This window comes from Acinetobacter sp. A22, assembly GCF_030913345.1.
GTDB classification, from domain to species: Bacteria; Pseudomonadota; Gammaproteobacteria; order Pseudomonadales; family Moraxellaceae; genus Acinetobacter; species Acinetobacter junii.
Map to the genome: position 1 here is coordinate 713,277 of NZ_CP133162.1, position 25,583 is coordinate 738,859.

Here is a 25,583-nt window from a genome sequence, read left to right on the forward strand (position 1 = left end):
CGAGCTTAATAGGTATAGAAATTAAGGTTTCGTTCAACTTGCTGTATCTCATACCGTGCGAAAGCAAGATTTGTGTCGGTACGATCTAAAACAGCATAAAGGAAAAGCGTATGATTGGTTTCCAATGGCGTCACGATATGATATTGATCGCGCATCGTGACCAAGACACCTTCTAAGTAATCATTTGAATCAAGCTCGGTCATCAGTTGTCGTTGATAGCTGAGTAAATTTGCCCCTTCAGCAGCAGCTAAATCAATATTGAAAAATTCATCACCAAAGTATTCGAGAATCGAACCATCATAGGCATCGATCAGCGCTAGAACAATTAAACCTTTAATCCGTTTTAATTGTTTTGATAATAAATTGATTTCCATAATTTATTTTCTGCTTAAAGGGGGCTGAATTTTAAACTATTTTTTGAACGGTAAGATCATAGAATAACCACTTCCGACATATGGTAATGAGCGATACAAACCATTTGCTGGGTCCCAATAGTCTTGTTGGAAAATGATTTGATTTGAACCGTTTATTTTCATCTGAGTCACACCATATGAAGCCATAGATTTAGTTCGACCAAACATTTTAAAGTCATATGCCATATACCAATGAATATAAGCAGAGTCACGTTGATGTGTGGCGCTCACAAGTTTAACCGTGACATTACTCACACGTTTATTCATGCCTTCAAAGTGATTGATTAGGTCTTGTTTATTGGAAAATTGAGAAAGTGTGTCATTGATAAATAGACGATCTGCATATAATTCACTGGCATTTTTAACAAAATCTGGTGTACCTAAAGTATTAAAGGCATTCACAAAACGATTACCAATCATTTGTGCTTTTTCTTGATCAAGAGTCACACCTGTAATATTTTTATCTGCTTCACGATAATCAGATGTATAACTTGGCACGCTTTTACATCCGACGAGCGAAATCAAGGTAAGTGTTGATATTGCTAGAGTTTTTAAGAGCGTCATATTTATCATCCAATTACATCCATATTTTTATGTTAGACGTGAAGGTGTGAATATGACGTGAACTTGAAAAACCATGCTTTTATAGCGATGAAACATAAAGAAACTTTTTTAATTATTGAACAGTAATTTAAGATTTTTTTACTGTTAATTTTACTTAATTCAAAAAATAATTAGTCCTCAAAATTCGGTCTTGGCATGTTCATTGCTCAAATATAAATTATCTGGTCAGACCAGTCTGACAATTGAATAATTTGGAGCAACAATGAATTTAGAACGATTTAATCTTTTAAATGATGAGCAAGCATTTGAAGCATTAAAACCATGCGTTCAGATTCCATCATGGATTGAAAGTATTGTTCTGCAACGACCTTTTGGTTCAGCTGAAGAACTATATCAAACTGCTGCTTTACAAGCTCAAATATGGCAATGGTCAGAAATATTAGAAGCACTGGAACAACATCCACGAATTGGTGAAAAAAAAGCTGCCATGACTTTATCGGAAAGAGAGCAGCAGTTTTCACAAAAAGAACAGGCTCAGCTTGGTGTAGATCAAGATATTCAACAAGCACTCTTTCAGGGCAATTTAGCTTACGAGCACAAATTTGGTCATATTTTTTTAATTCGTGCTGCAGGGCGTTCTGGTACAGAAATGTTAACAGAACTCAATCGACGTTTAGAAAATTCAGCTGAACAAGAGCAGCAAGAAGTTAAACAACAACTCAAAGAAATTGCATTAATTCGCTTAAAGCAGGAGATTCAATAATGGCAGGTATAAGTACACATATTCTAAATGCTGCATTGGGTAAACCTGCTGTAGGGGTTTCTGTTGAATTATTAAAGGAAACGTCGCAAGGCTATATTTCGATGGGTACGCAATTAACCGATGTAGATGGTCGTATTAAAGCTTTTAATCTTGATTCATTCACAACAGGCAATTATCAGCTCATTTTCCACACTGTCGATTACTTTCAATCTCTAGAGATTGAAAGCTTTTATCCAAAAGTTTGTATCGATTTTACAGTATTGGATATTCATCAGCACTATCACGTGCCTTTATTAATTAGTCCATTTTCCTATTCAACCTATCGCGGTAGTTAGGTACATCATGCATTAACAAAGAATTTTTATTGAGGAATATTACATGCACAACGATAAAATGCACAGTGAAGCTTGTGCAAGCGTATCTGCAGAACATCAATATTTAGGAATGAATAAAAACATCATTTATGGACTGCAACATGTGCTGACGATGTATGGTGGAATTATTGCACCACCTATCATTATTGGCGCTGCCGCAGGTTTAGAAGCCTCGGAAATAGGTTTGTTGGTTGCTGCTGCGCTTTTTGTTGGAGGCATAGCAACAATGTTACAAACATTGGGCTTTAAGCATTTCGGTGCAAAATTGCCGATTGTTCAAGGGGGTATCTTTTGCTGGTGTTGCAACAATTTTGGCAATTGTCACCACAGGTGGAGGATTAGCTTCAGCATTTGGCGCAGTCATCGTTGCGTCATTGATTGGTTTATTACTAGCACCATTCTTTTCAAAAATTATTCGTTTTTTCCCACCTGTGGTGAATGGCTGTGTGATTACGATGATTGGTATTTCTTTATTGCCCGTTGCGATTCGTTGGATGATGGGGGGTAATCCCAAAGCTGAAAATTGGGGCGATCGAGCAAACATTGGCTTAGCTGCGATGACTTTAGCGATTGTCATTATTTTCAGTATGTTAAAAAGTCAGTTAATGCGTCGTCTGGCAATTTTAATGGCGATTGTATTAGGAACAATTATCGCTTCATTGGCTGGTTTTGCAGATTTTTCCAAAGTTGCTAACGGTTCAATGTTCGCTTTTCCTCATATCTTTCATTTTGGAATGCCAGTATTTGAATTTACTGCCATTCTTTCTATGGTGATCGTAACTTTAGTTATTATGACTGAGACTACGGCGGACATTATCGCAATTGGTGAAATTGTTGGAAGCAAAGTTGATTCTAAACGGATTGGAGATGGTCTACGCGCTGATATGTTGTCCAGTGCAGTTGCCCCAATTTTTGGTTCGTTTATGCAAACCGCATTTGCACAAAATGTAGGCTTGGTTGCAATTACAGGAATCAAAAGTCGTTTTGTTGTAGCTACTGCTGGAGGGATTCTGGTAGTACTTGGCTTATTACCAATTGTTGGGCGGTTAGTCGCTGCTATTCCAATGCCAGTATTAGGTGGGGCAGGTATTGTATTGTTTGGCACAGTGGCCGCAAGTGGTATCCGCACATTGGCAAAAGTTGATTATAACGATCATAAAAATCTGATTATTGTCGCAACCTCATTGGCAATTGGAATGATTCCGATTGCAAACAATAAGTTCTACGCACAGTTTCCAAAATGGGTTAGTACACTATTACATTCTGGAATTAGCTCAGCATGTATCACTGCCATTTTGCTCAATATTTTATTTAATCATTTACCTTTCGCCAAAAAATCGGTCGAAACAACAACATTACCTATTAATTCTGGCCACTCATAGCTGTATAGAAGTGGCTTGATTTTCCAAATCCATCACACGTTTTAAACATCAACCATTAAAAAATTACTTATTCACTTTTGAATAGGTCTAGGGGAACTTTTGATTTTAAAAATCAAAGGTTGGGGCTTTGACGACTTAAAAAATGAATTGAGTTGATTTTTAAATGAATCATTAGGGAAATATTATGAAAAATTTTACTTTTAAATCGGTGACTCTGCTCATCACAATGGGGAGCATGGGCCAAGTTTGGGCTGCAGATACGAGCTTGAATGGTCTGTTTAATTTAGCGCAAGACTGCAAAGTGCAAGATAATTCAGTTAAATCCATACAGGAAATGCTGACTTGTGGAGCGATACATGGTGCAGTTAAAACAGCTTATTATTCTTTGAATAATGGTTATTTTGTCAATAATCTTAATCAAGATACTGTTGCCATTGGTGGTTATATTAAATATGAAACAGCGCCATTTTATGGCTTTATGATCTGCAACGTCGTTTAGATGAGAAAAATAAAAATGATGAAGTATCCGATTTAAAAGAAGATAGCGATGGCTTGGCGGAGGCCTATGTCACTTGGAAAAATGATTTCGCACGAGTGACAGTCGGTAATCAGCGTCTTAATTTACCATTTATAGGGGATTATGCAGATCGGCGTATTTTAATGGCTTTGTATCAAGCTGCGGATTTCCAAGTGGGAAATAACACTGACTTTATACGCTTAACTAAAGTCAATAAATTTAAAAGCTATGCTGATGATGAATTTACCAAAACCACACGTCAAAATTCAAATATTCAATCAGATGGTGTGTGGTCAGTTGGTGCAGGTAAGAGTTTTGATATCGCCGAAGATAAAAAGCTTAAAGCTCAATTTTGGTATCAAGACTATGATGATTACACGCGTTTGATTTATACCCAAGCAGATTTGTCTTTGCCAAAATTGAATTATTCGCCAGAGTTTTCTATGCAATATATTTCGGGTAAAGATCAAGGTAAAGCTTTGGCTGGAGCGGTAGATAGCCAAATTTTTGGGGTTCAGGCGGCGTTTAAAGTTTTGTCAAAAGCAAGTGTGAAAGTGGCCTATAACTATATCAAACCAGATAGCGAAAGTTATCTAAATGGTGCTTTATTAACTCCATACGCTACTAAAACTTCTTCAGGTGAAATTTTCGCACAACCATTTTTTACCAGTACGCAAGATTTAGGTGCAGGGAATGCTTTTATGACGTCCTTGGAAGGAAAGCTCACAGATCAAGTGATTGCGGGTGCTCGATATTCTTTTACGGATTTGAAAGAGGCCGATCATGTTGCGAGTCGCAATCAATCTGAGTATATGGTTTTTGGCATTTATAATTTCACAGGCGCTTTAAAAGGATTTAGTGTGAGTAACTTCTTTGGTATCCAAACTTCACCACGTTATGAAAAAGACTTTTTACAAAATCGATTTACATTGAGTTATAAGTTTTAAAGTCTGCTTATCCCAATTGCCTATTTCAGCTATGTGAAACCTGTTTTTTTTAATATGCTTACCGTACTTAAAACAGCCAAGCGGGATCACTATATGTTTGATGAAACCTTTAACCCTGCTGAATTAGAAAGTTTTGGTCTTGAATAGCTTAACTTCGTATAGGGTGTACCTCAAATTTAACCTGATAGGCATACGAAAAAATGGATAACTGTCAGATCGGATTTGAGCTAGTAACAATTTAAATCAGGCTCGGATGTGCATCTAGAATGCGGATCAGGGTTGCTGCTGGCCCTGTTGGATAGCGTCGGCCTTGTTCCCAGTTTTGAAGTGTACGAGGGCTAATATGCAAACGTGCAGCAAATTCTGTTTGGCTCAAGCCTGTTTTCTCACGAACTTCTTTAATATCAGGAAGGGTCAGCTCAGTCACTCGACTTGCTTTAACTTCATTACGTTTAATAGCTCCTGCTTCTTTGATCGAAGCAACGAGGTCATCAAATAAGTTATTATCCATGAAATTGCTCCTTCACAAGTTGACATAGGATAGCGGTCTCTTTCTCAGTTAGGTTTTCTTTAACAGATTTAGGGTAAGCCAATAGCATAAATATCTGATCATCTTTAGTGATCCAGTAATAAATTACTCGAATGCCACCACTTTTTCCTTTACTGCCTTGAGCACAACGTACTTTACGAATTCCACCACCATTTTTAATGAGATCTCCCTTATCTGGCTGAACTAAAAGTTCTTGTTGGAGTTCTCTATATTCATCATCAGAGACAAGCTCTTTGATTTGTTTGATAAAAATACTGGTTTCAATAAATAGCATGGCGTCAGTACGTCAATGGCGTATTTTTATTGTAGTGAATATCGTGAAAAAAAGCCAGTTACTAAGTTGGTAATGATCAATAGCTAAAGATTCTCATAAGCTATTTTATAAAAATTACCTGATTAAATTATTTGAATAAAAAAAGCCCCCATTGAAGGGGGGAGTTAAAACTTTATGTTATTAATCTAAAGGATTTCCCACAATATTGCTAATAATTCCTTGCATGATGTGCGAACCTTGTTCTGTATAGATTGATTGATACCATTCTTCAGTCACTTTTTGATCTTTCATATGCGTTACATCACAACGCTTACGAGCACGTAATACCATTTGTTTGGTTCGGTCATTACGTTTGTTTTGGTATCTTTCTAGTGCATCACTTAGCCCAAAAGTATTTATCTGCAAAGCACGTGCCAAGTAAATAGCATCTTCCATTGCTTGGCAACCGCCTTGCCCAATGTCTGGGGTAGTACTGTGTGCTGCATCGCCAAGTAAAACGACACGACCTTTATAAAAATTCATAAAAGGTTCAATGTCATGAATTTCGACGCGATTGGTTTTTTGCTCATCTAAACGATCAATCAGTTGATGCACAGGTGAACACCAATCTTTGAAATATTTTTTCAGCTCAGTTTTATATTGATCACGTTGATTGGGTAGACCTGCTTCTACAGGCACATCAAAAAAGAAATAGAAACGATTTTCTGCTACAGGCATAAGTGAGACACGTTTTCCTTCACCGACATAGGTTGTCCATTGTTGTGCCGGTGCAATTTTTTCATCGATTTGAACCAGCCCATTCCAATTGACATAACCAGCATAACGCCGTTCGACTTGATGGCCGAGTACAAACTTGCGTGTGATGGAGTGGGTTCCATCCGCACCAATCAGTAGATCTGCTTTTATCTGGGAACCATCGGCAAAATGGATATTGACATATTTAGACTGATCTTCAATTTCAGTCATTTTCATACCCAGTTTAATATTTTCTAAACCAAAAGTTTCCATCAGAAGTTGTTGTAAATCTGCACGTGCGATAGGGTAGGCACGTTGTCCAACTTCTTTGTATAAAGGAGTTAAATCAAACTGAGTCATGGTTTGATCATTGAGACCATCGATGTAGGCTAATGACTCCATTTCACCGCCTAAAGTTTGAATTTGCTCAGTCAAACCAAGATAATTTAGGCATTTTACGCCGTTCGACCAGAGTGATATCGCTGCTCCTACAGGTAATATTTCAGCTGCTTGTTCATAAATCGTGACCTGATGTCCAAATTTTTTTAAAGCGATACCAGCAGTTAAACCGCCCATACCTGCACCTACAATCGCAATATTCATTGTTCAGACCCTAGTATTCAAAATGATAAAATTTCTAATGAGTCTTAAGCGAGAATTGTGCCAATTTTATTTAGTGGTTTAACAGGTCATACCAGTTATTATGCGCTATGAAGAAGCGGAAATAGGATGGGTGTTTCGATGTGGTTCAAAGTTTGAGTTAAAGTGGTGCATGGGTATTTTATCAAGACTCATGACGAGAAAAATAAACACCAGCACGTTGAGCAGCGCCAATAATATGTGCCTGCATTGCCTTTTCAGCCGCTAAAGCATCATGTTTAAAGAGTGCCTGTAAAATCGCATCATGTTCTTTAATGGTTTTAAATGCTAAATTTGGTTGAACAAAAGGAAGAATCTGACTTTTCTTAATCCATTCATTATGCATTTTAAGTGTTTGAATAATGGACTGATTATGACTTAATTCAATGATATGTTGGTGAAATGCATAATCAAACTCTGAAGCCGCTTGCCAATCTTGTTCCAAAATTGCATTTGAGAGCGCTTCATAGTGTAGTTTTAAAGTTGATTTATCTTGTTCAGTTAGATATTCACATGCTAGCAAGGCGCAAAATCCTTCAAGCACATAGCGTAGTTGATAGAAATCTTTTAAAGAAATGCGATGTTCACCTTCCCATTGTTCGGCTGCTTTACTATGCTTTGAAATGACATAAACACCTTTACCAGCCTTAATTTCTAACAAGCCTAAAGCAGCAAGACGAGTTAAAGCTTCACGTAGAGAAGCGCGACTGATTCCTAACTGGGCAGCAAGATCACGTTGGGAAGGTAATGTAGAGTCAATTGCATAAGTACCTTCTTGAATACGTTGATGAATGACTTCCACCGCTTGCTCAGTCACTTGAGATGATTTTCCGTTGAGCATAGCTTGTGGACTCATATACATCGTTTCCTAGAAATAAAATGAACAATTTGATTCTACACAAAATTCATAAATTTAAATTGCTTCAAAGTTAAAATTAGATAATTATTTACAACAGGTCAGACCAGTTGGACTGGATTTTGCATAGAATGAACCATATGAAAATTTTTTTAGGATTGATCAATGACGGTGCATATTGCCAAAGTAGTAACTTTGCCAGATAACTTACAGGGTTTAACCAATTTAGCTGGTGCGCGCATCGGCGCGAGCATTGTATCTTGTTCAGATGAGTTTTTTGCAAGTGCGGAACGAATGATACAACCAGAACCTGCAAAAAATTTATTGAAGGTAAGTTTGATGATCATGGCAAATGGATGGATGGCTGGGAAACACGCCGTAAGCGCGAAGCTGGTTATGATTGGTGTATTGTTCGCTTAGGTGTAACTGGAAAAGTTTCAGGCTTTGATCTCGATACTTCTTTTTTCACAGGGAATTATCCTGCTTCTGCCTCAATAGAAGGGTGTTATGCACCTGATGATCAACTGGAAAATACCACTTGGGTTTCTTTGTTAGAAAACTCGGTTTTGTCTCCAGATCATCATCATTTTTTTAGCTGCGAAGCACATAAAATCACTCATATTCGACTTAACATTTTCCCTGATGGCGGTGTTGCTCGTTTACGTGTTTACGGCAATGTTCTATTGGAAAATATAAATTCCAGCCAACAAATTGACCTGATTGGTTTGAAAAATGGAGGACGTATTGTTGCATTTAGTGATGCGCATTATGGGCATCCGAATAATTTACTCAGTCCAGATCGTGGCATTAATATGGGCGATGGTTGGGAAACCAAGCGTCGTGAACCTGGTTTTGACTGGTGTGTTATTGCCTTAGGTCAAGCTGGGCATGTAGAAAAAATAGAAGTTGATACAGCACATTTTAAAGGTAATTTTCCTGCATTATGTTCGATCCAAGCCGCTTATGTTGAAGATGCTACTGATGCTCAGTTGATTCCTCAAAGTATGTTTTGGTCTTATTTATTAGAACAACAGCCTTTATCAATGGACCCGATTCACACATATATAGCTGAAATCTTGCAGCATCAAAAAGTGAACTATATTCGTGTCAATATGATTCCTGATGGTGGAATTAGTCGGATTCGCTTGTGGGGGAAAATCACAGAATGAAATTGTTTCTTCAGTAATGAGCAAAGGCATATAAGTTTTGATAAAACAGATCATTTTTGAATTGGTATTTGCTTACTTTTGAAAGATCAAAAGTAACAAAAATCTTTTGTTAGGCTGATGGCACATCCTTGATGCCACAGCCTAACGTGCAGCATCCATGCCGCCTAGCTCGATAGCAAATGTTCATTATGCATTGGATTAGAGAAGAATAGTCTACGAAGTTTCGTTCTGCTAAAATAAAGTGAAGTTCAATATATGAGAAAAAAACATCCAAATTCAGCCTTTAACTCAAGAGAGTTTCTCCGCTTTTGGTGATGTGATTGAAAAAGAAAATCATGATTTTTTTGCGATTAACCAAGGTTTAACTCAGCGCTATCATGCATTATCAGTTGCTCAAATTAGTGGCGATAATACCGCTGTTGGTATGAGTATTTTTCATAATTTATGCGCAACAGAGATTCCGTTTAAAATAGACATGCTTGAACGTCATCCTCACGGTTCACAATCCTTCATTCCATTACAACAATAAAAATTTATCATCATCGTAGCGCTACCTTTGAATCACTTACAACCAGATGAACAGCAAATCTTTGCCTTTTTAAGTAATGGTAAGCAGGGGGTTACCTATCTCAAGGGGCTTGGCATCATCCATTAATTACCTTAGAAGCTAAAAGTGATTTTGTAGTGGTGGATCGTATTGGAGGTGGACAAAATTGTGATGTTCATCCTTTGGTTGTATCACGATGGGTTGTTGAATCATGATTAAGAGAAATGGATTCTGGGTATTTCTAGCGTAATTTTTTATTGATTTTTTTTAATTATTCTTTTTTGTTATTCTTAGTGCATTGAAAATATGTATAGAACAACAGAACTATTAATTTTATATGTCTAAAAACCGTTATGCTTCTCCTGAAGCACTTGAGCAACAAACTAAACAAAAAAGCAGAATAAAATATTAGACCTCTTGCAAAAATCATTTTTTAACCAACTCCATGTTGTAAATTGCAGCAATTAAATTCAGACGTAAACCCATGCGTTTACGCCTATTTCGATAACGTGTAGCCAGAATTCTAAAGGTCTTTAATTTTCCATTGACGTGTTCAATTCGAATACGACGTTTACTAATTTCCCGATTTATTTGCTTCTGTAATAAAGTTAACGGCTTCTTTTTACTTGCCTTGAATGGCATCAGGCATTTTATCCCCAAACGATTTAGACCTAAATAACCTTTATCAATCAGCATAAAGGCTTGATATCTCTGCTTTTTACGTTGAGCCTTAAACAACTGGAAATCATGTGTAATCCCATGTGTAAGACCTAATGAAATAATCTGCATCGTTTCATAATGAATGATGAGTTGAGCTTTGATCGTATGTCGTTTTTTCTTACCGCTGTAGAATCTTTTCTGTTTTTTTTGGACGCTCAATTGTCATTTCAGTTGCATCGACAATAACAACATTCCAATCTATCCCTGCACCATGCGGTAGTTTCTTAGGTAAATGAAATTTATCAGATTTTATTAAAATATTTTCTATTTTATGAATAATTCTGGACGCAGTTGATTCGTGGATTCCATAACTCATAGCAACATGAAAGAGCGTGCGATATTCACGCCAATAACTTAGCGTCATTAACAGTTGGTCTTCAAGTGAAAGACTCGAAGGCCTACCTCGTTGAGTATTGACTTGGCTTGACTCTAATACTTCAAGCATTTCTAAAAAGGTTGAGGGTTGTATTCCAATCAGTCGTTTAAACTGACTATTTGATAGCATCTTTACTTTTTCATATTTCATGTACTCATGATAGTAGAACATGACTTTTTAATGTGGATAAAAAACAAACAAAACGTTGATCGTTTTTTGATTTTTGCAAGAAGTCTAATATGTCATTAACGTCAGTAATTACCCGCATGGGATGCAACATTTAGCGTCTGATGATTTCCTTTGGGAGCGGATTTTTGATGTTTATCCACCATTCTCAGCTGTATTGACGATTCATTTTCCGAATGATGGTGTGTTAAAGATTTTAAATGCTTGTTGCCCAATCTCACATAACAAAACTCGATTGTTTGTACCACTGACACGTAACTTTGATACCACTGGGGATTTGCAAGCTGTTTATGACTTTAATGCACAAATTTTTGCAGAAGATCAAGAGATGGTAGAGTCTCAAAAACCTGAAGAATTACCTGTAGATATTACAATGGAAGCACATTTTGAAGCGGATCGTTCTTCGACCATGTATCGCCGTATATTGGCAGATTGGGGTTTGAGTAAGCGCTATACAGTTTAGGCTTATACAAGTTTAGAATTTTGAAAAATCAAGCAAATGAAATTCAACATTAATTTAATTTTAGACGTTTAATTGTATAAGCTTGTATATACAAATTGGCGATAATCTATATACAATAGCTCTAAGTATTGTGTATGAGTTTTAGTCAATGTCAAGAACATCCAAGCAAACTGATTTGGATTTATCACTCGGGGAAGACAGTCCTGTACCTTTGTATTTGCGTGTGAAACAAATGATTTCACAGAAAATCTACGAAGGCACATGGACAGTCAATAAAAAGATTCCATCCGAGAGTGAATTAGTCAACTTGCTTGGTTGTAGTCGTATGACAGTTAATCGTGCGTTGCGTGAGTTGACCAGTGAGGGCTTGCTAGTACGCATACAAGGTGTAGGTTCATTTGTTACAGAAGGACAAGGACGCACAGCTTTATTTCATGTGAATAATATTGCCGAAGAGATTATCGCTCGAAATCATAAACATCGTGCAGAAGTATTGGTGTTGGAACAAATTCAAGCCAACACAGAACAAAGCCTATTAATGCAGATGCGTGAAGGGCAAAAGCTATTTCATTCGATTATTGTGCATTATGAAAATGATGTGCCTGTACAAATAGAAGATCGTTTAGTTGATCCAGTGTTGATACCTGATTATTTAGCTCAAGACTTTACAGCGATTACGCCAAATGCTTATTTGATGTCAAAGGCACCTGTGACTGAGGGTGAGCATGTGGTTACGGCGATTTTAGCATCGGCTCAAGAATGTAAATGGTTGAAGATTAATAAGACAGAACCCTGCCTATTGATTCGCCGTCGTACATGGTCAAATAAACAACTGATTTCAAGTGCACGTTTGATTTATCCAGGTAGTCGTTATTATTTGGAAGGTAAATTTACGCAATGATTCAGCATCTAAGCTCAGCAGATTATAAATGCATGCTGTGGAAAAATGGTGCAGGCTATACAATTGAACTTGCTCGGAGTGAAGGGAGTAGCCTTGAGTTATTTGATTGGCGTATTTCCATGGCGGACGTCAAAACGTCTGGTTCGTTTTCCAAATTTGATGGTATGCAACGCTATTTGACGGTTTTGGAAGGTCAAGATATTTTGCTGAATATTGATCATCAAGTGAAGCATTTACAATATCTGGAATCGATAAAGTTCAGTGGAGACAGTCAGGTTAGTTGTGAATTGCCCAATGGAAAGATTCGAGACTTTAATCTGATATATGATGCTAAAAAATTTCATGCAGATTATGAATGGATGTTCGAGTCTGCTGCTTCTGAAATAAAGAGTTCTGCTGATTTATTTTTTGTTTTTAATCAAAGTTTAGAACCTTTAGAAGTTAAAATAAATGAATCTATTTTCTATCTGGAGCATCAAGAAAGTTTAATTATAAAAGATCGGGATTACTTGAAAAGTATTTCTTTTGGTAAGCAGGATAAAAAACAAGTTTGTGCGATTCGACTCACAAAAATTTAAATAATTAACACTTTTTTGAAACCCATACAATTTTTAGTTGTATGGGTTTTTTATGGTCTTAATAAAAATAAATCAATTTATTTCATATGTTTAAAATTTATTTTCATAAATGGAATGAAATGCATCTTTTCAAGATAAAAGATTTGTGTAGTATATAGATGTATATACAAGTTAATACATTGCTATACGTTAAAAGCAGTTTAATTTGCGGTTCAAATCTCAAAGGAAGGAGTCCGATTGTGACTACAATGACAACAAAATTTCGTGACGTAGAAATTCGCGCACCACGTGGTACACAACTGAATGCAAAAAGTTGGTTAACTGAAGCGCCGTTACGCATGCTGATGAATAATCTTGACCCTGATGTGGCAGAAAATCCAAAAGAACTCGTTGTTTATGGTGGGATCGGTCGTGCTGCACGTAACTGGGAATGCTTTGATAAAATTGTTGAAACTTTAAAAAACTTAGAAGCGGATGAAACCTTGTTGGTTCAATCAGGTAAACCTGTTGGCGTGTTCAAAACTCATAAAGACGCGCCACGTGTTTTGATTGCAAACTCGAACTTAGTTCCTCATTGGGCGACTTGGGAACACTTCAATGAGCTAGATGCAAAAGGTTTGGCAATGTACGGTCAAATGACAGCAGGTTCTTGGATCTACATTGGTAGCCAAGGCATTGTACAAGGTACATATGAAACTTTTGTTGAAGCAGGTCGTCAACATTACAACGGTGATTTAAAAGGTCGTTGGGTACTGACTGCTGGTTTAGGTGGTATGGGCGGTGCTCAACCATTAGCAGCAACATTGGCTGGTGCATGCTCATTGAATATCGAATGCCAACAAACCAGTATCGATTTCCGTTTACGCACACGCTATGTTGATGAACAAGCGACTGATTTGGATGATGCATTAGCGCGTATTGAAAAATACACCAAAGAAGGTAAAGCTGTTTCGATTGCATTACATAGTAACGCAGCTGAAATTTTACCTGAATTAGTTCGTCGTGGTGTACGTCCTGATATGGTTACTGATCAGACTAGTGCACATGATCCACTTAATGGTTATTTGCCAGTGGGTTGGACATGGGAAGAATACCGTGAGCGTGCTAAAACTGAACCAGAAGTTGTGGTGAAAGCCGCTAAACAATCTATGGCAAAGCATGTTCAAGCGATGCTTGATTTCCAAAAAATGGGTGTGCCAACATTTGACTATGGCAACAACATTCGTCAAATGGCACAAGAAGAAGGTGTTGCGAACGCTTTTGATTTCCCAGGTTTCGTACCTGCTTATATTCGCCCATTGTTCTGTCGCGGTGTAGGACCATTCCGTTGGGTTGCACTTTCAGGTGATCCAGAAGATATCTATAAAACAGATGCAAAAGTAAAAGAATTAATCCCTGATGATGAACATTTGCATCGTTGGTTGGATATGGCACGTGAACGTATTAGCTTCCAAGGTCTACCAGCGCGTATTTGTTGGGTGGGATTAGGTCTACGTGCCAAACTTGGTTTAGCTTTTAATGAAATGGTTCGCAGTGGTGAGCTTTCAGCTCCGATCGTCATTGGTCGTGACCATTTAGATTCAGGTTCAGTATCAAGTCCGAATCGTGAAACAGAAGCGATGCAAGATGGTTCAGATGCAGTATCTGATTGGCCATTATTAAATGCGCTCTTGAATACAGCAGGTGGTGCAACTTGGGTTTCTTTACATCATGGTGGTGGTGTTGGTATGGGCTTCTCTCAACATTCAGGTGTTGTGATTGTATGTGATGGTACAGATGAAGCGGCAGCACGTATTGCTCGTGTATTAACCAATGATCCTGCAACAGGAGTGATGCGTCACGCTGACGCAGGCTATGACATTGCGATCGAGTGCGCTAAAGAGCAAGGTTTGAACTTGCCTATGATTACGCAGTAAACAGACAACAACATTACGATGCTTTTTGCAATTGTGTAAGCAGCATCGTAAGCGAACAATACAATGCAAAAACAGGACGCCAACGATGGAACTTTTAATTCAACCCGGCAAACTTACCTTAGCAGATCTTCGTCATGCCTACCTAAATCCAATTAAAGTCAAACTTGATGACAGTGCATCCGCAGGCATTAATGCCAGTGTTGCATGTGTCGAAAAAATAGTGAATGAAGGCCGTACCGCTTACGGGATCAATACTGGTTTTGGCTTGCTCGCTTCAACTAAAATTGCGCCTGAAGATTTAGAAAAATTACAACGTTCACTGGTACTTTCTCATGCAGCAGGTGTTGGTGAACCATTAGATGATGCGATGGTTCGTTTAATCATGTTGCTCAAAGCAAACAGCTTGGCACGTGGTTTCTCAGGTATTCGCCGTAAAGTGATTGATGCCATTCTTGCGTTGATCAACGCGGAAGTGTATCCACATATCCCACTTAAAGGATCGGTGGGTGCATCTGGAGATTTAGCACCATTAGCACATATGTCTTTAGTGTTATTAGGTGAGGGTAAAGCTCGCCATAAAGGTGAATGGCTTTCAGCTGTTGATGCATTGAAAGTTGCTGGCTTAGAACCAATTTCCCTAGCGGCTAAAGAAGGCTTGGCGCTGTTAAATGGTACACAAGTTTCAACAGCATATGCATTGCGCGGTTTATTTGAAGCAGAAGATTTATTTGCTGCTGCTACGGTTTGTGGTGGTCTAAGTGTAGAAGCGATGTTGGGTTCACGTGCGCCATTTGATGCTCGTATCCATGAGGTGCGTGGTCAACGTGGTCAAATAGATGTTGCTGCGGCTTATCGTGACTTACTCACTGATTCAAGTGAAATTGCACATTCGCATGAAGATTGCAGCAAAGTTCAAGACCCATATTCATTACGTTGCCAACCGCAAGTGATGGGTGCCTGTTTGACTCAAATTCGTCAGGCAGCGGAAGTATTAGAAATTGAATCAAATGCTGTATCAGATAATCCACTGGTTTTCGCAGCTGAAGGCGATGTGATCTCAGGTGGTAATTTCCATGCTGAGCCTGTGGCGATGGCGGCAGATAATTTGGCACTGGCAATTGCAGAAATTGGTTCACTGTCTGAACGCCGTATTTCGATGATGATGGATCGTCATATGTCACAACTTCCACCATTTTTAGTCGCTAATGGTGGTGTCAATTCTGGATTTATGATCGCTCAAGTGACTGCCGCAGCATTGGCAAGTGACAACAAAGCTTTAGCACATCCTGCAAGTGTGGATAGTTTGCCAACTTCAGCAAACCAAGAAGACCATGTTTCTATGGCACCAAATGCTGGTAAGCGCTTGTGGTATATGGCAGATAACGTTCGTGGCATTCTTGCAGTGGAATGGTTGGGTGCTTGTCAGGGGCTTGATTTCCGTGAAGGTTTAAAAAGCTCTCCAAAACTTGAACGTGCTCGAAAAGTATTACGTAACCAAGTTCCTTACTACAGTGAAGATCGTTTCTTCGCTCCTGATATTGAACAGGCAAGTGAATTACTCGCAAGTGGCTGTTTGAATGAGCTCATTCTCCCAAATCTATTACCTAGTCTATCAAACGCCTAATCATGATAACGGTCACATGGAGTGACCGACTCTAACTATATTTCCTCAAGGATTGGAGATAATAATGTCACAACACTCCACTTTACAGCGGGGATTAAACACCCGTCACATCCGTTTCTTAGCATTAGGTTCAGCGATAGGAACGGGACTTTTTTACGGTTCAGCAACAGCCATTAAAATGGCAGGTCCATCAGTTTTGCTCGCATATATTGTTGCAGGGATCGCAATATATATCGTGATGCGCGCATTAGGAGAGATGGCTGTTCAAAATCCAGTTTCAGGCTCTTTCAGTCACTATGCTTCACAGTACATTGGACCACTTGCAGGTTTTACCACAGGTTGGACTTATGTATTTGAAATGATCATTGTTGCGCTGGCTGATGTGACTGCTTTTGGAATCTATATGGGCTTCTGGTATCCAGATGTTCCTCGATGGATTTGGATTCTGTCACTGATCATGTTCTTAGGTGCAATTAACCTCATTCATGTCAAAGTTTTTGGCGAGCTAGAGTTCTGGCTTTCAATCGTAAAAGTGACCGCGATTGTTGCCATGATTTTGGGTGGCTTAGGGCTGATGATTTATGGTTTCAATGCCGATCAAGCAGGTTTCACAACAGGTATTCAAAACTTATGGATTCATGAAGGCTTTATGCCAAATGGTATTGTGGGTTTGATTGCTTGTTTATCTGTAGTTGTATTTGCTTTCGGTGGTATCGAGATTATTGGGATCACTGCGGGTGAATCTAAAGATCCAAAGACCTCTATTCCTAAAGCAATCAACGCTGTTCCTGTACGTATCTTATTATTTTATGTGCTAACCATTTTTGTTTTGATGTCGATTTTCCCTTGGAATCAAATAGGTAGCCAAGGTAGTCCATTTGTACAAATTTTTGAGAATCTAGGAATCGGATCGGCTGCAACAATTTTGAATATTGTCGTCATCACTGCTGCGGTATCAGCGATTAATAGTGATGTATTTGGTGCTGGACGTATGCTGTTTGGTATGTCGAGCCGTGGACAAGCACCACAAGTGTTTCAAAAAATCTCTAAAAATGGTGTGCCGTGGATGACAGTCGTGGTTATGGCTGGAGTTTTACTTATCGGTGTGCTTCTCAACTATTTAATTCCAGAAAATGTATTCCTTATCATTGCATCAATCGCAACATTTGCAACGGTTTGGGTATGGTTGATGATCTTACTTTCACAAGTTGCGATGCGTCGTAAGATGTCGGAAGAACAGATTAAAGCACTAGATTTCCCTGTGATTGGTTGGCCGTATGCTCCTGCATTTGCGATTGCATTCATGTTGTTTATCTTGGCAATGATGGGTTATTTCCCTGACTCAAGACCTGCATTATATGTCGGTATTACATGGTTGGTTTTACTGTGTATTGCATACAACATTTGGGTTAAACCAAAACAAGATGCGATCAAGGTTGATCAGGATTTACCACAAAATTTCAAAATGGAAAGCTAATAACCTAACTGTTCAAGAGCGTATAGCTCTTGAACAGGGAGAGGATTTAAAATGAAAAAGCTTTGGAAAAACTGTCATATCGCTACTATGCAGGATGGGAAATACAACTGTATTGAACATGCTGCATTAGTTACATCTGGACATTGCATTCACTGGATCGGTCGTGAAAGTGATATTCCAAATGACAATTATGCTGAAACCATTGATTTAAATGGATCATGGCTAACGCCCGGTTTAATTGATTGTCATACGCATAGCGTATTCGGTGGCAATCGTAGTGTTGAGTTTGAGCAGCGTTTGCAAGGCGTTAGCTATGCTGAGATCGCGGCAAATGGTGGTGGTATTGCCAGTACTGTTCGTGCAACACGTGAAGCGAGCGAAGACGAGTTACTTGCTTCAGCACTAAAACGTATTCGCTGTTTACTCAAAGATGGGGTTACCACCATCGAGATTAAATCAGGATACGGTTTAGACTATCTGAATGAACGTAAAATGTTACGTGTGATTCGTCAAATTGCAAATATTTTGCCAATGACTGTACGCAGTACATGCTTAGCAGCGCACGCTTTACCTTCTGAATATAAAGATCAAAGTGATGCGTATGTTGATCATATTTGTACAGAAATGTTGCCAAAACTACATCAAGAAGGACTCGTGGATGCGGTCGATGCATTTTGTGAGTATTTAGCATTTTCACCTGCACAAGTTGAACGTATATTTAACACAGCACATGCACTCAATCTCCCAGTTAAATTGCATGCTGAACAACTGTCTTCTCTTGGTGGTTCTAGTCTTGCTGCTCGTTACCACGCATTGTCTGCAGATCATTTGGAATTTATGACTGAAGATGATGTCAAAGCAATGGCTGCTTCGGGAACCGTTGCAGTGTTACTACCCGGTGCATTCTATTTCTTGAGGGAAACACAACTTCCTCCACTAGAGAGTTTGCATAAACATGGTGTTCGTATTGCTTTGTCGAGCGATTTAAATCCTGGAACTTCTCCAGCATTGTCATTACGTTTGATGATGAACATGGGAAGTACCTTATTTCGCTTAAGACCTGAACAAACATTGGCAGGGGTGACTATTCATGCTGCACATGCTTTGGGACTACAAGATTCACATGGCAGTCTAGAAGTAGGCAAAGTTGCTGACTTTATTGCTTGGGAAATTGAACATCCAGCTGAGATTGTGTACTGGCTAGGTGGAGATTTGCCTAAACGTATTATTCAGCATGGCAATGAAATTTGTGTGTAGTGCAAACAGTTTTAATTAGCGATATTTGATATGAATCATTCATTTACATGGCAAGGACGAAATGATGGCGATGGTGAAGAACATCGACGTATCCATCATGTGGTAAATACCACACAACATGCTTCATTTGCCTTAATTGGTTTTGGTTCGGATGAAGGTGTAAAACGAAATAAAGGTCGTTTAGGCGCAGCGGATGCACCTGATATGATTCGAGCACAATTGGCAAATTTACCTGTACACCAATCTGTATCAATTGTTGATATTGGTACAGTCGTATGTGAGCAAGGTCAATTAGAAAAGGCACAAGCTGAGTTAGCAGATCAAGTTGAACGAAGTTTACAACAGGGAATGAAACCGATTGTTCTAGGTGGTGGTCATGAGGTTGCTTTTGGAAGTTTTTCAGGACTGTTCCAATACATCCAACATCATGAGCCGCAGCAAAAAATTGGAATCATTAATTTTGATGCACACTTTGATTTGCGTGAAGCAGAGCAGGTGACATCAGGTACACCATTTTTAAATGCTGCAAAATTATCAGAACAGAATCAAAAAGAATTTCACTATTTGTGCATCGGTGTCGCGAAGCATTCAAACACGAAAGCTTTGTTTGACACGGCAGATCGCCTGAACTGTCAATATATATACGATCAGCAACTTCAGCTTTCAGAAATTGACCATTTGATATCGAAAATTAACGGTTTTATAGAAAAAATTGACGCGTTATACATTACAGTAGATTTGGATGTATTTAGTCCCAGCATTGCTCCCGGTGTGAGTGCACCTTCGGTCAAAGGAATTGATCTTTCGGTCTTTGATCCATTGTTTCAAGCCATAAAGAAATCTGGAAAAATTCGAGTTTTCGATGTGGCTGAATGCAATCCACGGTTTGATTTGGATAATCGAACAGCCAAATTAGCCGCTTATATTATTTTTAACTACATTTTTGACTGATGGCTTGGCGTGAGCTGACCCATCTATTTTCATTTTATAAGGATAGACAATGTCTAATTTATCTTATATCTCTCAAAATAACGGTCCATGGTCAACTTACCTCGAACAAATCGATCGCGTTGCGCCTTACTTAGAGCATTTAAAAGATTACATCGACACATTGAAGCGCCCTAAGCGTGCCTTGATTGTGGATGTGCCTATTGTAATGGATGACGGTACGATCCAGCACTTTGAAGGCTATCGTATTCAACACAATTTATCACGTGGTCCAGGTAAAGGTGGTATTCGTTTTCATCCAGATGTCGACTTAAATGAAGTGATGGCACTCTCTGCGTGGATGACGATTAAAACTGCAGTTTTAAATCTTCCATTTGGTGGTGCAAAAGGTGGTGTACGTGTTGATCCGCGTAAACTTTCACCTCGTGAGTTAGAACGTTTGACACGTCGTTATACCAGTGAAATTAGTCACATCATTGGACCACAAAAAGATATCCCAGCACCTGATGTGGGTACAAACCCAAATGTCATGGGTTGGATCATGGATACATATTCATCTGGTCAAGGTCATACTGTGACAGGTGTTGTAACTGGTAAACCTGTACATTTAGGTGGTTCATTAGGTCGTATCAAAGCAACGGGTCGTGGTGTGTTTATCACAGGTCAACAAGTTGCTGAGAAGATCAAATTACCTTTAGATGGTGCGAAAATCGCAGTTCAAGGTTTTGGTAACGTAGGTAGTGAAGCAGCGTATTTATTCGCTGAGTCAAAATCTAAAGTCGTAACTATTCAAGACCATACAGGTACGATTTATAATCCAGAAGGTATTAACCTTGAAGAGTTAAAAGTTTATCTTCAAACAAATCAAGGTGTGGGCGGTTTTGCTGGTGCGCAAGCGATCAGTGATGAAGCATTCTGGGATGTGGAAATGGATATTTTGATTCCAGCAGCTTTAGAAGGTCAAATCACAGTTGAACGTGCACAAAAATTAACTGCGAAGTTGGTTTTAGAAGGTGCGAACGGACCAACATATCCTGAAGCCGATGATATTCTAGTTCAACGTGGTATCACGGTTGTCCCAGACGTTATCTGTAATGCGGGTGGTGTAACGGTTTCTTACTTTGAATGGGTTCAAGATATGTCGAGCTACTTCTGGTCAGAAGAAGAGATTAACGAACGTCTTGATAAGCTGATGATTCAAGCAATCCATGATGTTTGGAATACTGCCAACGAGAAAGTATGTACGCTAAGAACCGCAGCATTTATTCTTGGTTGTGAGCGTATCTTAAAAGCACGTAAAGAGCGTGGTATTTTCCCAGGTTAATACGGGTGAAATAACAATAAGCGACCTTAAGACCATAGTTTTAAGGTCGCTTTTGTCTTAGAACTTAATCTAAAAAGAAATCTTTTTGTAATTCTGTCTTTCCTTCAATACAAGCATAACAGCCCAATTCAGTGATCCCAATTCTTGCAAGCGCTTGCTCATCAGTTAAACTTTGTCCTGTGAATTCACCACGATTAGTCGTATAAATTGCATAAGCTGCATCTGCCATAATTTCTGGTTTGCGACTTAGTTGTAGAGTATTTTCTTCTCCTAGGTTTTTTGAAACAGCCGCAGTCGCAATATAAGTTTCTGGCCATAAGGTATTACAGGAAATTCCATATTGCCGAAACTCTTCTGCCATACCTAGCGTGAGGATAGTCATTCCATATTTAGATAGTGCATAGGGAGAAAGCATTCCTAACCATTTCGGTGACATATTGACTGGTGGAGACAAACTCAAAATATGTGGGTTTGAAGATTTTTTTAAGTAAGGTAGTGCTGCTTGGGCGCAGATAAATGTGGCTCTGTGATTAATGGTCTGGATCAAGTCATATTGTTTTAGTGAAGTTGACTCAACACCAGTGAGAGCGATTGCGCCTGCATTATTGATGAGCACATCTAATCCGCCAAAGGTTTCAACTGTTTGTTGGATGGCAAAGTGAATTTGTTGCTCATCTCGTACATCTAATATGAGAGGAAGTGCCTTACCACCCGCAGCATTAATTTCCTCTGCAACGCTGTATATCGTGCCTGATAATTTAGGTGTTTCGATAGCAGTCTTCGCAGCAATCACGACATTAGCACCTGCTTGGGCGGCCTTTATTGCAATTGCTCGACCAATACCACGACTTCCACCAGTGATAAAAACAGTTCTTCCTTGCATAGTTTTCATTGTAATTTCCTATTTCTAATTCATGTTAAAAATTAAGTTAAAGAATAAAAGGATGTGCAAATTTTTCAGGATTATATAACTGTCGTTGTTTGGCAATTTCTACAATTCAATGGCGCAATTGACGTTTAATTACGGCATAGGTCAGGCGATGTTTCTGTGACATATCTTCTGCAAATCGTAAAGTTTCAGTCTGTAAGGATTCAACAGAATGTATCTGGCTCACTACTTGAGCTTGTAAACATTCAATGCCTGTAATCGATTTGCCTGTTAACGACATTTCCCAAGTTGCATATTGATTTGGTAGCAGTTGGACAATTTCTGCAATGATATCGGTAAAAGGAATGGTAAGTTTTATTTCAGGAAAACAGAATCGACCTTTATCTGACCGCATAAATCTAAAGTCACAAGCTGATGCTAAGATCGCACCGCCTGCATAAGCATTGCCATTGATTTCAGCAATGACAGGGAGATTCAATAATGCTAAGCGAAGTAACATATCTTCCAGTTGAATAGTAAATGCTTTTTTATCTTCGATAGATTGTTGCATCAACCACGCGAGATCTAAACCATTACAAAACGTTTTGTGATGATCACTTCGAATAATCAGGCTCGCGTTATTTTTATCGTTTTCAATTTCATCAAAAACCGAAATATATTCATCTAAAACGTCTTTGTTGAGCGCATTTTCCTGATCGCCGTTGATTAATGTCAGCACATAAATGGATTGTTGTTTATCGAGATGTAGGCTTGCCATTTAAGCAATTCCTCTAAGTTTATTCATTTATCTATGACTCATTATTCAGAATAAACTGCTCGCCCAATAGGGTAGACTATGCCATATTAATGATCATTTTAGGACATTGGATGTGCTATGCGTGATCCTTTTGGGCTGTTTCAAGAAAACATTTCTGTTTCTTATGCTCATGTATTATTAGAAATTACTGAAGCATATGGCATCGAGAATCAAACTGTTTTATATAATACTGGGTTGGTTCTATCAGCTATGAAACATGCTGATGCCAAAATGAGTGCTCATCAGTGGTCTAAGCTGGTGGTGAATGCATTACAACTCACAGGTAATCATCGCTTGGGTATTGAGTATGGACTCAAACTTCGTCCTACTTCACATGGGGCATTGGGCTTTGCATTTTTAAGTTGTGCTGATGTTGAAACTGCTTTGACACTCTGTCAGCAATATTTCTGTACTCGGATTCAAAATTTCACACCTGAATGGACTGTTGATCAGGATTTTGTGTATGTTTATTTAGATGATGTACATCCTGTTAGATTTGGTGATGAGCAACAATCAGCGCAATTACGATCTTTTCTAGTCGAATGTTTGATCTTTGGAGCAATTCATTTTTTAAGTTTATTTTCAAAAGAGCTGATTGAGCAGAGTGAAGTCTTTCTTGATTGGGAAGAAAGCAATGATTACCAGTGTATTGAGCTTTCAAAAGTTAAGATACATTTTAGTCAAAAAAGAAATGGGCTTCGTTTTCCTAAATTCTTCCTTAACTGCAAAAATAAAAATGCTGATCAAGTTTCTTTTCAGCAGGCACTTTTGTATTGTGAAAATGATAAAGGGCGGTTAGTTAAAGAAAATATAAGGGATTTACAGAAAAGTATTCGCTCAGAATTATTGTATAACTCAAGCAATGGTTATCCCACATTGCCCATGATTGCTGTACGTTTGAATATGTCTGAACGAACTCTAAAAAGACATTTACAGGCGCAAGGGACGACTTTCTTACAGATTTTAGCTGATGTACGATTTACGGAGGCTAAAAAAATGTTGCAACACAAACAATATAGCATCCAAGATATTGCAAGCATTGTTGGTTATGAAGAAGCGACCAATTTTATCCGTGCTTTTAAAAAGGCCTTTGGAGAAACACCAAGCCAATATCGAAAGCGTAGCGTAGCCAAATCTAGTTAAATTGAGATTTCTTTCTCAATAGCTAGAATAAATTGATCCACGGCATGTTGAATTTTTTCAGTCCATTCAAAAGAACAATTCATTCGAATAAAGTGTTGATGTGAAGGCAATACATTAAATAGCGGACTGGGTGCTATACCAATCTGTTGTTGAATCAGTTGTTCATAGATTTGCATGCTGCTGACTTTTTCAGGCAATTGAATCCAAAGAAAATAACCACTTGGATAGTTATATACCTTGCAGTTTTCGGGTAAATGTTGTTTTAGATATTGGAAAAATTGTTTTTTATTCTTTTCTAATGAGCGTCTAAGCGTTCTTAAATGCTTTTCATAATGATGATGGGTTAAAAATTCAACTAGGGCATTTTGGATGAGTGCATTTGCAGAAATCGTGCTCATCAGTTGTAAATGTTGGATGTGCTCTGAGAATTTACCCGCATAGACCCAGCCCATACGAAAACCAGAACCTAAAGTTTTCGAGAAAGAAGAGCAGTGCAATACCAAATTTTGTTGATCAAAATACTTCATTGGAAGTGGTTTCTGACTGCCATAAAACAATTCTTCATAGACATCATCTTCAATTAAATGAATTTGATGTTCATGCAAAATTTGAGCAATTCTAAATTTGATTTCATCGCTGACTGTAAAGCCAATTGGATTGTGTGCATTGAGCATAAACCAGCAGACTTTGATTGGATACGTCTTAATTACTTGTTCAAAAGCTTCAATATCAAAACCATACTGTGGATGTTCTGGAAGTGTAATGACTTTCAATCCTAAACGTTCGGCTGCCTGCCAAGCGCCATAAAAAATGGTTTGCTGCAATAAAATATAATCACCAGGTTGTGTGATCGCTTGCAAAGACAGATTGAGTGCTTCCAAGCCTCCAGAGGTGATAACAATATCATCCGCATCGGTTGGAATACCTTGCATACAATAACGTTGGGCGATCAGTTTCCGAAGTTCCAAATTCCCAGGTGGAAGATTGGTGGTTTGGTCGTAACTATGTCGGTTACGGGAGAGTTGTCCCATGATTTGAATCAGCTTGGGTGGATAGAGCAACTGACTATCAGGAAATGCCGAGCCCAGTGGACTGATATGTTTAGATTGAATCGATTTTAGATATTTAAATACCAGAGAGTTAATTTCAATTTTGGGATTCAATGCAACAATTGAGTGTGTTTGTGGAATTTGGGTCGATACTTGCTCAGCAACAAAATAACCAGATTTTTCTTTTGAATAAATTTAGGACTTAC

The 25,583-nt window shown here is 38.5% G+C and carries 19 protein-coding genes and 7 pseudogenes; 16 read left to right on the forward strand and 10 right to left on the reverse strand.

The window, feature by feature from the left end; translation table 11 throughout:
- Positions 1–5: 5 nt before the first annotated feature.
- Both Q9Q86_RS03640 and Q9Q86_RS03645 read right to left on the reverse strand, forming a co-directional pair.
- Positions 6–374 carry a roadblock/LC7 domain-containing protein gene (locus Q9Q86_RS03640; RefSeq protein WP_112986133.1) on the reverse strand — a complete coding sequence of 123 codons (369 nt, stop codon included), beginning with the start codon at positions 372–374 and terminating at the stop codon, positions 6–8.
- Between the two features lie 36 nt (positions 375–410).
- Entirely contained in the window at positions 411–977 is a 567-nt protein-coding gene (locus Q9Q86_RS03645) for a nuclear transport factor 2 family protein (protein ID WP_112986132.1), read from the reverse strand.
- Positions 978–1,239: 262 nt separating this feature from the next.
- On the opposite strand from Q9Q86_RS03645, the gene uraD reads away from it, so the two are divergent.
- From uraD to Q9Q86_RS03665, 4 genes and pseudogenes are all read left to right on the forward strand, one after another.
- Positions 1,240–1,740, forward strand: coding sequence for a 2-oxo-4-hydroxy-4-carboxy-5-ureidoimidazoline decarboxylase (gene uraD, locus Q9Q86_RS03650; protein ID WP_112986131.1), 501 nt, complete (start codon positions 1,240–1,242; stop codon positions 1,738–1,740).
- Positions 1,740–2,075, forward strand: coding sequence for a hydroxyisourate hydrolase (gene uraH, locus Q9Q86_RS03655; RefSeq protein WP_112986130.1), 336 nt, complete (start codon positions 1,740–1,742; stop codon positions 2,073–2,075). Before uraD ends, uraH begins: the two co-directional genes overlap by 1 nt.
- A 43-nt stretch (positions 2,076–2,118) precedes the next feature.
- A pseudogene (locus Q9Q86_RS03660) lies at positions 2,119–3,496 on the forward strand (nucleobase:cation symporter-2 family protein).
- 184 nt (positions 3,497–3,680) lie between these two features.
- Positions 3,681–4,960: pseudogene (locus tag Q9Q86_RS03665) on the forward strand (hypothetical protein).
- Between the two features lie 238 nt (positions 4,961–5,198).
- Here the strand turns inward: Q9Q86_RS03665 and nadS are convergent.
- The 4 genes from nadS to Q9Q86_RS03685 all read right to left on the reverse strand — a co-directional run bounded on the left by nadS (position 5,199) and on the right by Q9Q86_RS03685 (position 8,014).
- A complete protein-coding gene (nadS, locus tag Q9Q86_RS03670) occupies positions 5,199–5,471 on the reverse strand; it encodes a NadS family protein (protein ID WP_005082538.1) in 273 nt (90 codons plus the stop codon).
- Positions 5,464–5,784: a type II toxin-antitoxin system RelE/ParE family toxin gene (locus Q9Q86_RS03675; RefSeq protein ID WP_112986129.1), complete on the reverse strand. Its 321-nt coding sequence runs from the start codon at positions 5,782–5,784 to the stop codon at positions 5,464–5,466. Before Q9Q86_RS03675 ends, nadS begins: the two co-directional genes overlap by 8 nt.
- A 180-nt stretch (positions 5,785–5,964) precedes the next feature.
- The gene (gene hpxO / locus Q9Q86_RS03680; protein ID WP_112986128.1) at positions 5,965–7,122 is read right to left on the reverse strand and encodes an FAD-dependent urate hydroxylase HpxO; all 1,158 of its coding nucleotides are present in this window, start codon (positions 7,120–7,122) and stop codon (positions 5,965–5,967) included.
- Positions 7,123–7,303: 181 nt separating this feature from the next.
- Positions 7,304–8,014: a FadR/GntR family transcriptional regulator gene (locus tag Q9Q86_RS03685; protein WP_112986127.1), complete on the reverse strand. Its 711-nt coding sequence runs from the start codon at positions 8,012–8,014 to the stop codon at positions 7,304–7,306.
- A 165-nt stretch (positions 8,015–8,179) separates the two neighbouring features.
- Here Q9Q86_RS03685 and alc point away from each other — a divergent pair.
- Positions 8,180–9,183: pseudogene (alc, locus tag Q9Q86_RS03690) on the forward strand (allantoicase).
- 268 nt (positions 9,184–9,451) lie between these two features.
- Positions 9,452–9,945: pseudogene (locus tag Q9Q86_RS03695) on the forward strand (ureidoglycolate lyase).
- Positions 9,946–10,156: 211 nt separating this feature from the next.
- On the opposite strand, the gene Q9Q86_RS17460 reads toward Q9Q86_RS03695, so the two are convergent.
- Positions 10,157–10,976 (reverse strand): IS5 family transposase gene (locus Q9Q86_RS17460; protein ID WP_374050028.1). Its coding sequence is split into 2 segments (ribosomal slippage): positions 10,157–10,592 and positions 10,591–10,976, totalling 822 coding nucleotides; the frame shifts between segments, so codons are not numbered across the junction.
- A gap of 88 nt (positions 10,977–11,064) precedes the next feature.
- On the opposite strand from Q9Q86_RS17460, the pseudogene Q9Q86_RS03710 reads away from it, so the two are divergent.
- The 9 genes and pseudogenes from Q9Q86_RS03710 to Q9Q86_RS03750 all read left to right on the forward strand — a co-directional run.
- Positions 11,065–11,475 (forward strand): annotated as a pseudogene (locus tag Q9Q86_RS03710) (aromatic ring-hydroxylating dioxygenase subunit alpha); the annotation flags it as partial.
- Between the two features lie 148 nt (positions 11,476–11,623).
- Positions 11,624–12,376, forward strand: coding sequence for a histidine utilization repressor (gene hutC, locus Q9Q86_RS03715; RefSeq protein ID WP_112987001.1), 753 nt, complete (start codon positions 11,624–11,626; stop codon positions 12,374–12,376).
- A complete protein-coding gene (locus Q9Q86_RS03720; protein WP_112987002.1) occupies positions 12,373–12,954 on the forward strand; it encodes a HutD family protein in 582 nt (193 codons plus the stop codon). The genes hutC and Q9Q86_RS03720 overlap by 4 nt, the downstream gene beginning before the upstream one ends.
- A gap of 248 nt (positions 12,955–13,202) precedes the next feature.
- The gene (gene hutU, locus Q9Q86_RS03725; RefSeq protein ID WP_112987003.1) at positions 13,203–14,870 is read left to right on the forward strand and encodes a urocanate hydratase; all 1,668 of its coding nucleotides are present in this window, start codon (positions 13,203–13,205) and stop codon (positions 14,868–14,870) included.
- Positions 14,871–14,955: 85 nt separating this feature from the next.
- Positions 14,956–16,494: a histidine ammonia-lyase gene (gene hutH / locus Q9Q86_RS03730; protein ID WP_004915004.1), complete on the forward strand. Its 1,539-nt coding sequence runs from the start codon at positions 14,956–14,958 to the stop codon at positions 16,492–16,494.
- A 64-nt stretch (positions 16,495–16,558) separates the two neighbouring features.
- Positions 16,559–17,971: an amino acid permease gene (locus Q9Q86_RS03735; protein WP_112987004.1), complete on the forward strand. Its 1,413-nt coding sequence runs from the start codon at positions 16,559–16,561 to the stop codon at positions 17,969–17,971.
- A 51-nt stretch (positions 17,972–18,022) separates the two neighbouring features.
- Complete coding sequence (gene hutI / locus Q9Q86_RS03740) at positions 18,023–19,228, forward strand: imidazolonepropionase (protein WP_112987005.1); 1,206 nt, start codon at positions 18,023–18,025, stop codon at positions 19,226–19,228.
- A gap of 30 nt (positions 19,229–19,258) precedes the next feature.
- Entirely contained in the window at positions 19,259–20,179 is a 921-nt protein-coding gene (hutG, locus tag Q9Q86_RS03745) for a formimidoylglutamase (protein ID WP_112987006.1), read from the forward strand.
- A 49-nt stretch (positions 20,180–20,228) separates the two neighbouring features.
- Positions 20,229–21,500: a Glu/Leu/Phe/Val dehydrogenase gene (locus Q9Q86_RS03750; protein WP_112987007.1), complete on the forward strand. Its 1,272-nt coding sequence runs from the start codon at positions 20,229–20,231 to the stop codon at positions 21,498–21,500.
- Positions 21,501–21,564: 64 nt separating this feature from the next.
- Here Q9Q86_RS03750 and Q9Q86_RS03755 read toward each other — a convergent pair whose 3' ends face one another.
- A complete protein-coding gene (locus tag Q9Q86_RS03755) occupies positions 21,565–22,392 on the reverse strand; it encodes an NAD(P)-dependent oxidoreductase (RefSeq protein ID WP_112987008.1) in 828 nt (275 codons plus the stop codon).
- 37 nt (positions 22,393–22,429) lie between these two features.
- A pseudogene (locus tag Q9Q86_RS03760) lies at positions 22,430–23,146 on the reverse strand (enoyl-CoA hydratase/isomerase family protein).
- 117 nt (positions 23,147–23,263) lie between these two features.
- On the opposite strand from Q9Q86_RS03760, the gene Q9Q86_RS03765 reads away from it, so the two are divergent.
- Positions 23,264–24,328 (forward strand): AraC family transcriptional regulator, encoded by a 1,065-nt coding sequence (locus tag Q9Q86_RS03765; RefSeq protein WP_112987009.1) that lies wholly within the window; start codon positions 23,264–23,266, stop codon positions 24,326–24,328.
- Here Q9Q86_RS03765 and Q9Q86_RS03770 read toward each other — a convergent pair.
- A pseudogene (locus tag Q9Q86_RS03770) lies at positions 24,325–25,572 on the reverse strand (PLP-dependent aminotransferase family protein); the annotation flags it as partial. The gene Q9Q86_RS03765 and the pseudogene Q9Q86_RS03770 overlap by 4 nt on opposite strands.
- Between the last annotated feature and the right edge of the window lie 11 nt (positions 25,573–25,583).